Genomic DNA, 15,222 nt, shown 5'->3' on the forward strand with positions numbered 1-15,222 from the left:
GTTATTTCTCCGGATTATTATCCAACAACTTTTGATTTATAAGTGTGATTATTAGAATAAAAACAAATAAAATAAATGAAATTGCGCTCGCATATCCCATTTCAAGATTTGTAAATGCTTCTTTAAATACTAGAAATACAGCTGTAGTAGTTGAGCTCAAGGGACCACCATTTGTCATGGTTAACATCAAGGTAAATTCTTTAAATGCTCCCATTGTTGATATAACGGCCACAAAAAAGATCATTGGTTTAATCATAGGTATCGTAATATGTAAGTGTTTTTTCCAAGAACTAGCTCCATCTAATTCCGCTGCTTCATACAAGTCGTTTGGTACCCCTTGGAGAGCTGCTAAATAAAAAAGCATGTAATATCCGAATCCTTGCCAGATTGTCACTATTGCCAATGCAGGCATAGCGGTAAACGTATTGGTTAACCAGCCAACTGGATCTATTCCTACAAGACTAAATAAATAATTAATGATTCCCTGTTCGGCAAACATCCAAGTAAAAAGAATTGCAGTTACAACTACAGAAACTAATGTAGGAAAATAAAAAATAAGCCTGAAAACCTTAACTCCCTTAAGCTTCTGATTTACTAAGATAGCTACGAAAATTGGTAATATTACTAATGCAGGCGTAACAAGCAACCAGTAATAAACAGTGTTAAACATTGCCTTTCTAAATGTTGCATCCATAAATGCATCGATATAGTTTGTTAATCCTACAAATTCCAATGGACGAAACACATTATAGTTTGTAAAACTCAAAACAAATGCTGCAATAGTTGGAATAAATGTGAAGAGAAGCAGTAGGAGAAGTGGCAGAGATAAAAATCCCCAAGCATGTCTTGCTTTATACATAAGTTAACCTCCTTAGAAGAGTAGTGGACCCCCTCTAATCGGAGGTCCAATAAATTTATTGAAGAATATTGTTTACTTCTGCTTCAGCTTCTTTTAGCGCTTCTGCCGGATCCTTATCTTCTAAAATTACTCGTTGGAAAGCAGTATGAATAGCCTCATTAACTTTAGACACATGCTCAGTTGCAGGAGTCATATTTACTGCATCTGCAAGTGATTGTGCTGCATAATACTTTCCTCTCTCAGTTGCATCCTTTGAATCTGCTCCTTGTGCAAAAAATTCATCATTAACTGCCTCTTCAACTGGAGGTAATACAGATGCAAGTTTACCAAATTCCAATTGGTTCTCTGCATTTGTTACAAACTTAGCAAATGCAACAGCTGCTTCTTTCGATTTACTAGATGCCGACACGGCAATATTCATTGGGTTAGCATGTTGCTTTCCAGCATCACCTTTTAATGCAGGAGCTGCCATGGATTTTTCATACACTTCTGGAGAAAGATCGTTTACTTGACGGAAAAGCTGAGGACCTGTCGACCACCAAGCAACTTTTTCCTGTGCATATAGTTCAGGCATTGACACTTGCTTTAACATAATATCTAAAGGAAATAATCCTTCGTCATGATACTTTTTATAAGATGTCCATAGTTCTACAGCTTCCGGTGTATTAAAGGCCGCTGCTGTATAATCTTCATTCAAAATATTAATACCATTCTTTGGAAACAATAAATGCATATCCGGTGCAATTACTTCTCCATAAGCTCCTGTTTTTTCCTTAATAACTTTAGACATTTCCCATGCCTCTTCAAATGTTGAAGGTGGTTCGTCAAAGCCTGCTTCTTTTAGAATATCTGGATTGTAAATCATTCCACTAGTAGTGGTATACCAAGGTAATGCATAAACAGAACCGTTTACACCACCCGTTTCCCATAGTCCTTCAAAGAAAGTATCCTTGACGTCTGCTGCAGCCTCATCCATATTAACTAATGCTCCATTTGCTGCTATTTTCTTCACAAATTCGGTATTAAGATTCATTACATCTGGCATATTCCCACTTGCTGCAGATGTCAAAATTATTTGTTCCACTTGTTCATAAGGTACATCTCTAATAGATACCTTTACTTTTGGGTTTTCTGTTTCGAACGTTTCTTTTAAATTATTCAAGTACTCGTCAAAAGTAGGACTTAATGAGATAGTCATAAATTCAACTTCCCCAGATAGCTCACCGGATTCCTTTACGTCATCTGGTGAATCCCCTTTCGCTTCTCCAGCATCATCATCCGAACACGCTGCCATAAAAAACAACATCGCTCCCAAAACAAGCATCAATAAAAGACTCTTTTTCATCTTGAAACTAGTCAATATAATTCCCCCTCAATATTTTTTAATGAATAAAATCGGAGTAAATCTCCTTTTATGTAAATAAAAGCGAATATTTCCTCCTATTCCAACTATATCCTTCCAGAATATTCATGTCAATTTAATTTTTTGAATTTTAAGACTTTTTTCTTAGTAGGATTTATATAGTCGTGATTTCTGGCCAGTGAAGGCTGATGCCTCTATCCATTAGCAGACTTTGATATTCCTTAATTCGATCTGGGCTATTATATATTTCATGTAAACTTATATCCGAGTTAATAGAAAATGCGGCTAGTGTTCCAGCTGCTTCTCCTATATTCCATTCCACAGGGTGAACTCTAAAACAACCATTGGTAATTTGAGTTGTTCCAATATTTTTACAAGCAGGGATTAAATTCTTTATTCTCACGGGTATTAGGCTGCCCAATGGGATTTCAAATGGATAGCTTTTTGCATAAAATAATCGATTACTTTTCGTTGTTGGGTGTAAATCTATTCGATAGGCGCCTATTCCAACTGAATTTTCTAACGTTTTAATCCCTGCTTCCCCTCGTAGATCTGCATTTATATCTTCTTCTACGACTGTTTGTAAACCTTTAATCCTACGAGACTCACGGATGTATGGATGCATTGCAAAACCATCATGCGTTCCTGTAATATCAGGTCTTAGCTTCAGCTCTGGATAACCCATGCCTCCATCAGCTCTTGGCGCTTCCGTTTGTAGCCAATATAACAATGAAAGGCTTAACTGTTTCGCTCCTTTTAAATGAGTAGCCTTTTCTTCGGGACTTACATCAATAATTGATCCTAACCAATAATCATTTTGTGGCCAATTAATCAGAGAAATATCACCTTTAAAGAATTCATTTGTGAATTGATTAGCGTCAATGATTCTACGATATTCCCATAATGGTAGCTTGCCGCTATCGTCATTGAATAATGGTAGTTTCTTAGATTCACCTGTATCAGCCTCTGGTATATACTCACTTATTTGTTTATGCTTTAAAAATGGGGCTTGATAGTTTCTCCAAAATTCATATTGCTCCGGTTTTTCGATTGTATGGTTCTCCCCTTCAGCAAACTCTAAGGCAAATACATGTGTTATCGATTGCATATCTTGTGGGTCACCTACATCTAAAGCGTGGTACTCAGCTGTTTCACTCTTCGCCTCAGCCCCTATAGAATATTCTGCACCAGCTAACGGTAATACATCACCAAGTTCCGTAGCATCGAGGAAAAATTGTGCTTCAATTTCTATTTCCTCTTCCGTTAAAAGGTTTTGTACATATACTTGTTTAATTTCATCATTATTAACTTCTACTCTAGTAATTTTATGCTCCAGCAATAGCTCGATTTGTCCATTCGATAGATAAGGCTGTAGAAAGTCATATAAAATATTTAAAGCAACCCTTGGTTCATGTGCAATTCTACTAACCCAGCCGTTTCCAGGATTCAAACGATTATTATTTTTTGCATTCTCGTTTAAGGGATAATTCTTTTTATAATAGTCTCTTACTTCGTTTCTAAACTTCCTATATGTCTCTGTGCAGCCAAACTCTTCTATCCATGGATGCTCATCGGGTGGTACTGCTTGACTTGTTAGCTGGCCACCAATCCACTTCGTTTCCTCTGTCATGACCACTTTCTTTCCTAGCTTGACTGCTGACAGTGCTGCCATACAGCCTCCAATACCTCCGCCTATGATTGCTATATCTTTTTTCAAGAGAAACCCTCCTGTTCATACGACTTTACCTCTATACCAATCTCAAATGATCGATCCCAAGGAAGATAAATAGAATCTACCTCGTATTTCATATTGGTTTGTTCGATAAATGTAGTCGATGATTCTTTAAATAATTCCCTTACCTTTTCCAATAGCACGTCGTTTTGAACTTGTTCTTCATCTACTGTTTTTCTAACTTCCTGTCTGACAATTGTTTGATATATGTAATCATCGAGTAATCGGATTAAAATTTGCTTATCTTTTACTTGGCTGGTCACTCTTCCTTGTTTAGCAGCTAAATAAACTAAAGCAGCTTGCGCTATAGTGGTACCAATCGTGTTGCCTGCTGTATTCCATGCGGCAAATCCAGAAAGTTCTTCAATTGAAAAGACTGATAACAACTGAGGAATCATCGTCCGATCTGCCCCATTTGCATAAGCAACGTCCGCAATTGCAACTAATTTATCACGCATAAAATAATAGCGGAGTTTTCTTATCCACTCGCCTATATTTCTGTCATTTGTATCTACTTCATTTAAATTTACTTGTAAGGCCAAATCACCTTGTTTCCTACCCGGCACATTTACTCCAATTACAATATCTGCTTCCTCAGGGTGTTCAACTGTATGGCTACCAAAAGCATAAATTTGTCCTTTTACAGACTCAAAAAGAGGTCGGTCTTCATACATTGCTATAGATAACGCACCCTTCATACCACTGTATATCGGATAGAATGTTGGGAATGCTTCTTTCTCTAATTCATAGATCATTCTAGAGGTAAGTACACTTGCAACTTCATCTGCTCCTGGGTAAATAAATATTTTTTCATACAGACCCTTTTGAAAAATCTTTTCCTTTAATTGCTCCTGTTCCATAATATTCAAACCGTATTCACTCGTGTCATCCTGAGGAAATATCAACAAATCGATAATCCCTTTTTCCACATAATCTATTAAGGTTAGATTTACCTTAAAGTTTCGTTCCCTACTCGTTATATAGTCTGCAAGAAGATGATCTGGAATTTTACTTGTTAAATCATTCATAATGTCCCGGTCCGCATTCAATTGATACTTTTGAAATAGGTGGTAATGATATGAATAAGCCCATAGTTCTTTTCCATACACATTCCAGTAATCCTTTTCCTCTTGATTGACGTAATTATTGGAGATTCGCATCGTCGAGCTAAATGCCATTAACTGGACAGTTGGATATAGCTGTTTTATCTTTACTAACCAATCCAATCTTTGCCGGATGATCGATTCACTTTCGTTATTAATTCTAGAAGGAACCAAGCCACCGTAAAGAAGCATATCAATGGAAATTACGAAACCGTCTACACTTTCCGAAATATCTTCAATCCACTGAAACAAAGCGGAAAAGTTAGCTGCTTCCTTTAAAAAACCAAGCTCTGATTTTGGGGGTGTAATTACTTCCCAATCTGCTAGTTGAGCAAGATCCTTCGGTAAGTCGTAGGTTACTGGTCTTGCATCTACTGGTATTAAAGCTAGCTTTCTCATATGCATCCCTCTTTAGCTTTCCTTAGATATATTCAGTTCCTCAGCAAGGATATCCCACCAGTTATATTCCTCTAAATACACCGTATCAAAGATCATGACGCCAGCTGATTTTTCCTTACACATTCTAATCGCTTTTCTAAATTGATCTGGATTGTTTGTATAGTCTTTCAGAAATAGACTTCCTACAACAGGGATACTACCGTTAATGACTTCCAGACTTTTATCAATTGCACCTTCAACACTGTACCACTCGGCAGGACGTCCATTTTGTTCGGCTTCTTCAACATATACTTCTGGGTAATAACAGCCCGTCATAATGAAGTCCAATTGTTCTGCAAGCCCAGAGACATTATGGGTTTTGGATGTCCATTCAAGGTCTGGATGATATGTTTCACTCCCCCAATTGACTCCTTCGCTATAATATAGTGGGTACCAGGAGCCAACGTAATCAGAAAATATAAGATTTGGATTTGCTGACTTTACCAATTCCCTTGCCTTGCTTACAAAATTCTTGATGTTTAACGCTCGCCACTCTGTCCATTTTGGGAAAAGCGTTCCTCGATTAATTTCTTTTGTTACCTTGTCGATAGTAAAAATATCCTCTGGCCAATTGGTGACTTTTTTATCTATATAGGATTCAAAGCCACTTCTGCTTCGTTCACTAAAATCTCCATAGATATTAGGATAACGACAGCGATCTACGACAATTCCATCTAAATTATAGGCACAGATTTCTTTTATAATATTAAGTTCGTATTCCACTACCTCGGGATGAATTGGATTTACAAAAATGGTAGCCGCATCCGAGTATTCAGCTGCATTTGACTCATTAGAAACGGCGTCGTTATAAAATGTAATTTGCCACTCCGGCTTATCGTATGCCATTCCATCACGGGAAGAAGTTATACCTTCCGAAAAGACGTCCACGTTCGCTAAAACTTTAATGTGCTTGATGCCTTTCATCTTACTTAAAAACTCTTTTAAAAAATCACGATTCTCCCAAGCACTAAATGAGCCATCCGACCAGCTGCTAATATGGTGAGCATAGTTGCTTGGATAAGTAGTTTGACCAAAAGGCACCTTGGCATCAATAATCATATGTGTAATTCCAGACTCTACTGCTTGTTTGATCAATTTTACTTGTTCCTCTTCGTTAGCTAGACGTTCCCCATTTGCTAAAAAATCGACCCACAAAATATTCGCGTTTTCATTAAAAACATCATTCATATAAATTCCTCCTTTTAGTTTTTATCCATCCATACTTGATAAGCTGCTCCAATAAGCCCTGCATCTTGACCCAGTTTGGAGATCTTTAACTCTACATCCTTTACTAATGAAGACATCCCTATTGTCTCCAAACTCTTTTTTACTTCTGAAATCAGCCAACTGTTCGCCTCAGCTAGCCCACCTCCAAAAACAATCATAGATGGATTGAAAGTATGTATAATATTCACTACTCCAAAAGTTAATGCTTTTATGGTTTGATCGATTATCTCTATTGCTTCAATTGAGCCCTGTTCTCTCCAGACGAATACCTCTTTGCTCGTGAGTAGATGAGGATTCTCTTTATAATAAGTAAATTCTGCACGATTAGAGAGACATAACTTTTCCTTCATTCTATTGGCGATGCCCGTGCCCGAGGCATATGTCTCTATACATCCTTTAGAACCACAATTACAATCTGGTCCATTAAAGTTCACAGACATATGACCCAATTCCGCTGCACCTCCCCATTTACCACGAATGACATTCCCACCAGATATAATTCCGCCACCGATCCCGGTTCCTAGGGTTAGGCATACTACGTCATCCACACCTTTACCGCTTCCAAGCTGATGTTCCGCTATAGCAAATGTATTTGCATCATTATCAAGATATATTGGAAGGTTAGTTATAAGAGATAGAGATTTTCTAATATCAATATTGTTCCAGTCCTTGATATTTACCGTACCTGAGAGTATTTTCCCCCTTTTATAATCTATTTGACCGGCAGAACCTATTCCCACACTTACTAGTTCCATACCTTTTTCAGTTGCAATCCTTAAATAATCATCCACTGTTTCTGTTAAAAGTTCTACTATTTCCTTATTTGTAGAACTAGGGGTTGGGTAAATTCTTTTAGACAGTACATTGCCTTCACGTCCTACGATTCCTGTGGCAATCTTAGTACCCCCGATATCTATTCCGATACTATATTCCATTCCAATCTCTCCCAACACTTTTATGTAATGAAAGATAATGCGTCTTAACTCTAATAAAATAATGATAGAAATTATCCATTATTCAAAAAGTATTGAAGAGCCGTCGGTAAGTCTCTTCGCCAGAAATCCCATAAATGGTTTTCCTCTTGCACTTTGTATTCTATATCTGTATTTTTTTCCTTAAAGATTTGGTACATTTTCTGATTATGGGAATAGATATATAGCTTTTCATTAGAAATAGGGGAGATAAACTCATCCTCATAAATGCCGACCGTTTGATAAACATGCCAGGGTAATGTACTGAAACCTTCTAAATCACTTAATTCCCTAGGAGATATCGCTGACGACTGTAACAATAGATGCGACCAATTCTCTGGCTTTTGCATAGCAATATTTAAGCTAATATTCGCACCCAAAGAATCTCCTAGAAGTCCTCTTTTGCCTACCTGCAGATTTAATTTCTCTTCTACGAACGGTACAAGTTCCTCATTGAAAAAGGAGATATAATTATTAAAATTGGCTCCTCTTCTATCATAGGAATGCCATCTTTCAATCGAATCCCCAGGTGATACCAGTACACAAATTAGATTTTCACCTTGTTCTTTATACATTCTTATCAAGCTATTGTAGACCTTCTCAATTTCACCTAACTCCAAATAATCTCCGCCATCTTGTACATAGAGAAGGTTTACTTTTCCATTCGCTTCATTTACAGAACCTAATAGATGGTATTCGTAGTCTCTATTACAATAATTGCTCCTCAATACTTCTTTATCCATGTGCATATGTATACCTCCAACATAAGTCTGGGGTGTCGCTAAAGTTTCCCTAACACCCCAAACAATGAAAAACATTTGTTATTTAGGTAAAATTAATCCAATCATGCGTATAAGCTCTGTAGCATCTTCTTCACTGATATGCTTGCCTGCATGCTGCTCAATCATTTTCATCGTTGCTTCAAGCTTTTTATCTCCATTTTCTTGATGCTTAGCTGCTAGTTCTTCTTCTCCTTTATCCTTATATTCAGCCGCTTTTTTATAGTCTCTCATAGCATTATCGATTTGTGTAAGAATCGCATTTTTAATCCCATTTGGATTTATATCCGTTCTTTCTACCGCTTCCTTCAATTCTTCAATCGTTAGTTTTCCTGCATTAACTTCCACTACTTTAAAGTGAGTTTTATATCCATCTACATGAACAACTACTTCAATTTTGTTTGTTCCTGGCTGTAGCTCGACATTAGTGGTGAAACTACCATCTTCTTTTAAAATAGCCTCTGCCCCGTTTATCTCTACTTTTGCTTCACCTGGACCAACTACTTGAACACTTCCTTCGAGTTCAAGATTATGGTTATTAAACGTTTTTCCTTCATAATCTAAAAATCCACTTAATAATGCTGCTCTTACTTCGTCACCAATATCATATGCGAATGCTACTGTTTGTCTTTTTTCACGAGAACCAGATGGATCTTGTGCAGAAACAACAAAGCCGCCTTCTGGAATTAGGCTATTATTATCCTCTTGTGAGCCCCAACTCCATTCCATCGCCTGTCGTTTATTAACCATTTTGACAACCTGTCCTGATCCGTCGACTACCGCTTCAACCCCCCATTTATTTGTTGCAGTTGATGGTCCAAAAGCTTCTGAGTAAACATTGATATTCCCATCATTTCGGTTAATGTTGAGGAAATCGCCTTCTATAAAATTAGAGTTTTCTTTTGGATTACTTATTCCCAACTGGTAATCTTTAATATATTCCTCGTTATTAATGGAGGCTTTAATAACAGGAAAGTTTGCTTGCGAATAGTCGAAAAGCATAAGACCATCCGTATTTGCCAATCCAGCTTGAAATACTTCTCTTTGAACAGATGGTTCTTGAACATTCTCCAATGCCATTCCTGCATATAGTGGCAGCTTCCCATCAGTCAAAATATTTCCTTGCGTAATATACTTTTTCACTTCATTTGCCGTCGTTTGATATGTGCCGATCATTAGGAAGTCTAAGTCTTCCGTATAACCTGTTTTTGCATATTCCTCTGTATAAAGGCTTTCCTGTGGATAGTTCAGTCTTTCATCATATTGGAATGTCGGGCTTGCCCAGTTCACTCCGTTTAAATAATAAGATTCGTACCAGGAACCAACATAAGCAGATAGCAATACATCTCTATTTTCTGCTACATTATATGAATCTACTAAGTCCCTTACTTCACTTGTAAAGCTTTTAATCACACTAGATCTATACGTAAACCATTCATCAATTAGTGGCCCATCCATACGATTGCTACCGTTATAAGTGAATATATCCGCCGGCCAATTCGTTAGTTTTTTCCCCTTTTTACTCAAATATGCTTCAAATTGTACCCTGGATTCCTCACTAAAATCCGCAAAGTAGTTATCATATCTACCGCGATCTAAAAGCACTCCATCCACATCATAGTTCTTAATAATCTCTTCAAATGTATCTAATTGATATTTACGAGCTTCTAAGTTTGCTGGATTGACAAATGCAACTAGTGCACCGCCTTTCCCATATTTACTATCTCGTAATCGTAAAATTTCTCCGCCATCCTCATAGCGATAGACTTCCTCTTCCCAATCCAAATGATTGTTAAGCACCGCGTACTCACCATGAGCAATAGACCCTTCTGCAAATACGTTTATCGCTGCATGTACTTCCAAACCAAGCGTACGGGCATGAGTAATAAATTCCATCAATAAATCAAGATTAGGATTTGATCCAGCTCTTGCAGGCGAGGTCATTTCACTAATATATGGCCTCCCAGTTAAGTCACTTTCCTTATAAGCTGCAAATCCCTCTACTCCTTTAACGTCCAACGCAATTGCCGTGACACCAGCATCCTTTGCTTTTACGAGCATATTATAAACATCCTCTGATGATTGAAAATGACGTGCGTTTGGACCTTGTTCAACCCATAAGAAAACCTGCTTGTTTGCTGACTTCGTATCCTTAAAGTAAACAATCAGCGATTGAGTTTCATGCAAGCGATCATTTTTATAAATTTCTAAGTCTATATAATTGGTGCCATTACTAACTGATTGTGTGAAATTAAACGTACCGTCTGCTGCTAAGTTTATTTCTTGTCCATTCGCTAATAGCCGGTACCTTTCACCACTTTCAAAGTTCTTAATGGTTCCCGATATTTGCGTGTGAGGTTCTGTGACCGTATACATTAACTCATTATTTAATTGAATCCCAGCAAGTAACCCTTCTCCTGTCATGAATTCTGAAATTGGAACAACTTCACCATTCTTTCTTAATTTAATTACGTCAGCAGTTTTAAAGTTTGTAGCCAAAAATTTTCTGAAATCCTTGTTTCCCCAAGAGTCATCATGTGCTAATAGAATATATCCGCCCTTGGGAACTGAAAGTAATTGTTCATCTTCCCAGATAGGTACTGCTCCATTATTGGATTGACTTACAACCCTTACCACTCGGTTGTTTTGGTCTACCTGGACTGCAACCCAAAACTTTTTCACAAGTATTTCTCGAGCATACTCTTCAGTAAAAATAGCAATAAAGTCAGATTTACCTTCTATACTCTCATCAACAAAATCAATCTCATGCCTTGGACCTTCTACACTAATTGTTGGATCTACTGGTGCAGCTTCTACCTCAATAAAATCATTTTCTAAAACTTCTGCTGCTACCGAAATAGGTAGTAAACCAATAATAAGTAACAAAGAAACTAGAAAACTTACTTGTCGCCGGTAATACTTCATACAAATTTTCATCTCCTTTAAATTTATTAATATAGCTAGTTAATCTTATAGTTTTTTGCCTGGATGTAATTTATATAGGTGTTTATGGAGAATAATATTTCCTAAATAATTATAAATACTGGAATAATCCTTCATAATTAAAATACACCACCCTTGTTTTGTAGTCAATATAATAATTAGAAATTTCTAATTATTATATATAATTATTCTTTTTTTAATTTCTTTTACCTTAGCAGCATAATAATATTTATTAAGACATTAATTTTAAATTCAAATGAATATTCTGCTCTTTTCCGTTAAAATATACTAGGTAATTCTTATTTTTTATATTTGCTTTGTCACATCTAGTTTCTATTTCCCGGGAAATGTAAATTAAGCGCGAACACTTAAAATATCTTTCGACATTAAAGATGTACACTAAACAAAAAAACGCCACCGATTCTCGGTGACGACTTCCTTTAGTGCCCAGCGACGTCCTACTCTTGCAGGGGTGATCCTACAATTACCCTCCGAGTTCACAAAACCAGATTGGCTACAGATTTCTCTCTTCCTTGCTTCCTCGAACTCTTTGCCCCTCCGCTTTCTCGCTCACCTGCTTAGGAAGAGAGTCGCCTTCGGCTTTTTCCCGTATAAAATCAATACAAAAAAGCCGCCACCGATTACTCGGTAACGACTTTCTTTGGTGCCCAGCGACGTCCTACTCTTGCAGGGGGAGACCCCCAACTACCATCGGCGCTGAAGAGCTTAACTTCCGTGTTCGGTATGGGAACGGGTGTGACCTCTTCGCCATCATCACTAGACCTTTTCGGCTTTCAATACATGTATTGAAACCCTACTGAGTTGTTCACTCAAAACTGGATAAAAGACATCATATTAGAAACAAACCATTTGGTTAAGTCCTCGATCGATTAGTATTCGTCAGCTGCACGTGTCGCCACGCTTCCACCCCGAACCTATCTACCTCATCGTCTTTGAGGGATCTTACTTACTTGCGTAATGGGAAATCTCATCTTGAGGGGGGCTTCGTGCTTAGATGCTTTCAGCACTTATCCCGTCCACACATAGCTACCCAGCGATGCCCTTGGCAGAACAACTGGTACACCAGCGGTGTGTCCATCCCGGTCCTCTCGTACTAAGGACAGCTCCTCTCAAATTTCCTACGCCCACGACGGATAGGGACCGAACTGTCTCACGACGTTCTGAACCCAGCTCGCGTACCGCTTTAATGGGCGAACAGCCCAACCCTTGGGACCGACTACAGCCCCAGGATGCGATGAGCCGACATCGAGGTGCCAAACCTCCCCGTCGATGTGGACTCTTGGGGGAGATAAGCCTGTTATCCCCGGGGTAGCTTTTATCCGTTGAGCGATGGCCCTTCCATGCGGAACCACCGGATCACTAAGCCCGTCTTTCGACCCTGCTCGACTTGTAGGTCTCGCAGTCAAGCTCCCTTCTGCCTTTACACTCTTCGAATGATTTCCAACCATTCTGAGGGAACCTTTGGGCGCCTCCGTTACACTTTAGGAGGCGACCGCCCCAGTCAAACTGCCCGCCTGACACTGTCTCCTACCCGGGTTACGGGTATGGGTTAGAATTTCAATACAACCAGGGTAGTATCCCACCGACGCCTCCTCCGAAGCTGGCGCTCCGGGCTCTAAGGCTCCTACCTATCCTGTACAAGTTGCACCAAAATTCAATATCAAGCTACAGTAAAGCTCCACGGGGTCTTTCCGTCCTGTCGCGGGTAACCTGCATCTTCACAGGTACTATAATTTCACCGAGTCTCTCGTTGAGACAGTGCCCAGATCGTTACGCCTTTCGTGCGGGTCGGAACTTACCCGACAAGGAATTTCGCTACCTTAGGACCGTTATAGTTACGGCCGCCGTTTACTGGGGCTTCAATTCGCACCTTCGCTTGCGCTAAGCACTCCTCTTAACCTTCCAGCACCGGGCAGGCGTCAGCCCCTATACTTCACCTTACGGTTTTGCAGAGACCTGTGTTTTTGCTAAACAGTCGCCTGGGCCTATTCACTGCGGCTCTTCTAGGCTATTCACCCAAAAGAGCACCCCTTCTCCCGAAGTTACGGGGTCATTTTGCCGAGTTCCTTAACGAGAGTTCTCTCGCTCACCTTAGGATTCTCTCCTCGACTACCTGTGTCGGTTTGCGGTACGGGCACCTCCCACCTCGTTAGAGGCTTTTCTTGGCAGTGTGAAATCAGGAACTCCGGACATACGTCCTTGCCATCACAGCTCAATGTTACAGAGTGCGGATTTGCCTACACTCACACCTCACTGCTTGGACGTGCATAACCAACAGCACGCTTACCCTATCCTACTGCGTCCCCCCATCACTCAAACGGTGGGGTGGTGGTACAGGAATATCAACCTGTTGTCCATCGTCTACGCCTATCGGCCTCGACTTAGGTCCCGACTAACCCTGAGCGGACGAGCCTTCCTCAGGAAACCTTAGTCATACGGTGGATGGGATTCTCACCCATCTTTCGCTACTCATACCGGCATTCTCACTTCTAAGCGCTCCACCAGTCCTTCCGGTCTGACTTCAACGCCCTTAGAACGCTCTCCTACCACTGATACCAAAGGTATCAATCCACAGCTTCGGTGATTTGTTTAGCCCCGATACATTTTCGGCGCAGCGTCACTCGACCAGTGAGCTATTACGCACTCTTTAAATGATGGCTGCTTCTAAGCCAACATCCTGGTTGTCTAAGCAACGCCACATCCTTTTCCACTTAACAAATACTTTGGGACCTTAGCTGGTGGTCTGGGCTGTTTCCCTCTTGACTACGGATCTTATCACTCGCAGTCTGACTCCCAAACATAAATCATTGGCATTCGGAGTTTGTCTGAATTCGGTAACCCGGGATGGGCCCCTAGTCCAAACAGTGCTCTACCTCCAAGATTCTAACGTTTGAGGCTAGCCCTAAAGCTATTTCGGAGAGAACCAGCTATCTCCAGGTTCGATTGGAATTTCTCCGCTACCCACACCTCATCCCCGCACTTTTCAACGTGCGTGGGTTCGGACCTCCAGTAAGTGTTACCTCACCTTCATCCTGGACATGGGTAGATCACCTGGTTTCGGGTCTACGACCACATACTCATTCGCCCTATTCAGACTCGCTTTCGCTGCGGCTCCGTCTTCTCAACTTAACCTCGCATGTAATCGTAACTCGCCGGTTCATTCTACAAAAGGCACGCCATCACCCGTTAACGGGCTTTGACTATTTGTAGGCACACGGTTTCAGGGTCTATTTCACTCCCCTTCCGGGGTGCTTTTCACCTTTCCCTCACGGTACTGGTTCACTATCGGTCACTAGGTAGTATTTAGCCTTGGGAGATGGTCCTCCCGGATTCCGACGGAATTTCACGTGTTCCGCCGTACTCAGGATACACTCTGGAGGGAATGAACTTTTGACTACGGGGCTTTTACCCTATCCTGCGGACCTTTCCAGGTCGCTTCGTCTAGCTCATTCTTTTGTAACTCCGTATAGAGTGTCCTACAACCCCAAGAGGCAAGCCTCTTGGTTTGGGCTCTTCCCGTTTCGCTCGCCGCTACTCAGGGAATCGAATTTTCTTTCTCTTCCTCCAGGTACTTAGATGTTTCAGTTCCCTGGGTGTGTCTCAGATGCGCTATGTATTCACGCAAATGTACTGCCCCATTACGGGCAGTGGGTTTCCCCATTCGGAAATCTTCGGATCGAAGCTCACTTACAGCTCCCCGAAGCATATCGGTGTTAGTGCCGTCCTTCATCGACTCCTAGTGCCAAGGCATCCACCGTGCGCCCTTATTAACTTAACCTAAAAGTT

The 15,222-nt window shown here is 40.1% G+C and carries 8 protein-coding genes and 2 rRNA genes; all 10 read right to left on the minus strand.

Annotated elements, in window-relative coordinates; translation table 11 throughout:
• Nucleotide 1 precedes the first annotated feature (1 nt).
• Nucleotides 2-859: a sugar ABC transporter permease gene (locus NSQ95_RS16150; RefSeq protein WP_340882058.1), complete on the minus strand. Its 858-nt coding sequence runs from the start codon at nucleotides 857-859 to the stop codon at nucleotides 2-4.
• Between the two features lie 55 nt (nucleotides 860-914).
• Nucleotides 915-2,219 carry a sugar ABC transporter substrate-binding protein gene (locus NSQ95_RS16155; RefSeq protein WP_340882057.1) on the minus strand — a complete coding sequence of 435 codons (1,305 nt, stop codon included), beginning with the start codon at nucleotides 2,217-2,219 and terminating at the stop codon, nucleotides 915-917.
• Between the two features lie 157 nt (nucleotides 2,220-2,376).
• On the minus strand, nucleotides 2,377-3,939 hold the full coding sequence (locus NSQ95_RS16160) for an FAD-dependent oxidoreductase (protein ID WP_340882056.1): 1,563 nt from the start codon (nucleotides 3,937-3,939) through the stop codon (nucleotides 2,377-2,379).
• Entirely contained in the window at nucleotides 3,936-5,456 is a 1,521-nt protein-coding gene (locus tag NSQ95_RS16165; protein WP_340882054.1) for a DUF4127 family protein, read from the minus strand. Before NSQ95_RS16165 ends, NSQ95_RS16160 begins: the two co-directional genes overlap by 4 nt.
• 12 nt (nucleotides 5,457-5,468) lie before the next feature.
• A complete protein-coding gene (locus NSQ95_RS16170) occupies nucleotides 5,469-6,683 on the minus strand; it encodes an alpha amylase family protein (protein WP_340882052.1) in 1,215 nt (404 codons plus the stop codon).
• A gap of 14 nt (nucleotides 6,684-6,697) precedes the next feature.
• A complete protein-coding gene (locus NSQ95_RS16175) occupies nucleotides 6,698-7,657 on the minus strand; it encodes an ROK family glucokinase (protein WP_340882049.1) in 960 nt (319 codons plus the stop codon).
• Between the two features lie 71 nt (nucleotides 7,658-7,728).
• Complete coding sequence (locus NSQ95_RS16180) at nucleotides 7,729-8,442, minus strand: alpha/beta hydrolase-fold protein (protein ID WP_340882048.1); 714 nt, start codon at nucleotides 8,440-8,442, stop codon at nucleotides 7,729-7,731.
• 72 nt (nucleotides 8,443-8,514) lie between these two features.
• Nucleotides 8,515-11,397, minus strand: coding sequence for a hypothetical protein (locus NSQ95_RS16185; RefSeq protein WP_340882046.1), 2,883 nt, complete (start codon nucleotides 11,395-11,397; stop codon nucleotides 8,515-8,517).
• 684 nt (nucleotides 11,398-12,081) lie between these two features.
• Nucleotides 12,082-12,197, minus strand: a 5S ribosomal RNA gene (rrf, locus tag NSQ95_RS16190).
• An 88-nt stretch (nucleotides 12,198-12,285) separates the two neighbouring features.
• A 23S ribosomal RNA gene (locus tag NSQ95_RS16195) occupies nucleotides 12,286-15,214 on the minus strand.
• Nucleotides 15,215-15,222 lie beyond the last annotated feature (8 nt).

The sequence above is a fragment of the Psychrobacillus sp. FSL W7-1457 genome (genome assembly GCF_038593405.1).
Taxonomy (GTDB): domain Bacteria; phylum Bacillota; class Bacilli; order Bacillales_A; family Planococcaceae; genus Psychrobacillus.

What these genes read in the sequence shown, in the direction of transcription:
- NSQ95_RS16150 (WP_340882058.1), bottom strand. Translation starts at nt 859, where the DNA reads ATGTATAAAGCAAGACATGCTTGGGGATTTTTATCTCTGCCACTTCTC.
- NSQ95_RS16165 (WP_340882054.1), bottom strand. Translation starts at nt 5,456, where the DNA reads ATGAGAAAGCTAGCTTTAATACCAGTAGATGCAAGACCAGTAACCTAC.
- NSQ95_RS16170 (WP_340882052.1), bottom strand. Translation starts at nt 6,683, where the DNA reads ATGAATGATGTTTTTAATGAAAACGCGAATATTTTGTGGGTCGATTTT.
- NSQ95_RS16175 (WP_340882049.1), bottom strand. Translation starts at nt 7,657, where the DNA reads ATGGAATATAGTATCGGAATAGATATCGGGGGTACTAAGATTGCCACA.
- NSQ95_RS16180 (WP_340882048.1), bottom strand. Translation starts at nt 8,442, where the DNA reads ATGCACATGGATAAAGAAGTATTGAGGAGCAATTATTGTAATAGAGAC.
- NSQ95_RS16185 (WP_340882046.1), bottom strand. Translation starts at nt 11,397, where the DNA reads ATGAAGTATTACCGGCGACAAGTAAGTTTTCTAGTTTCTTTGTTACTT.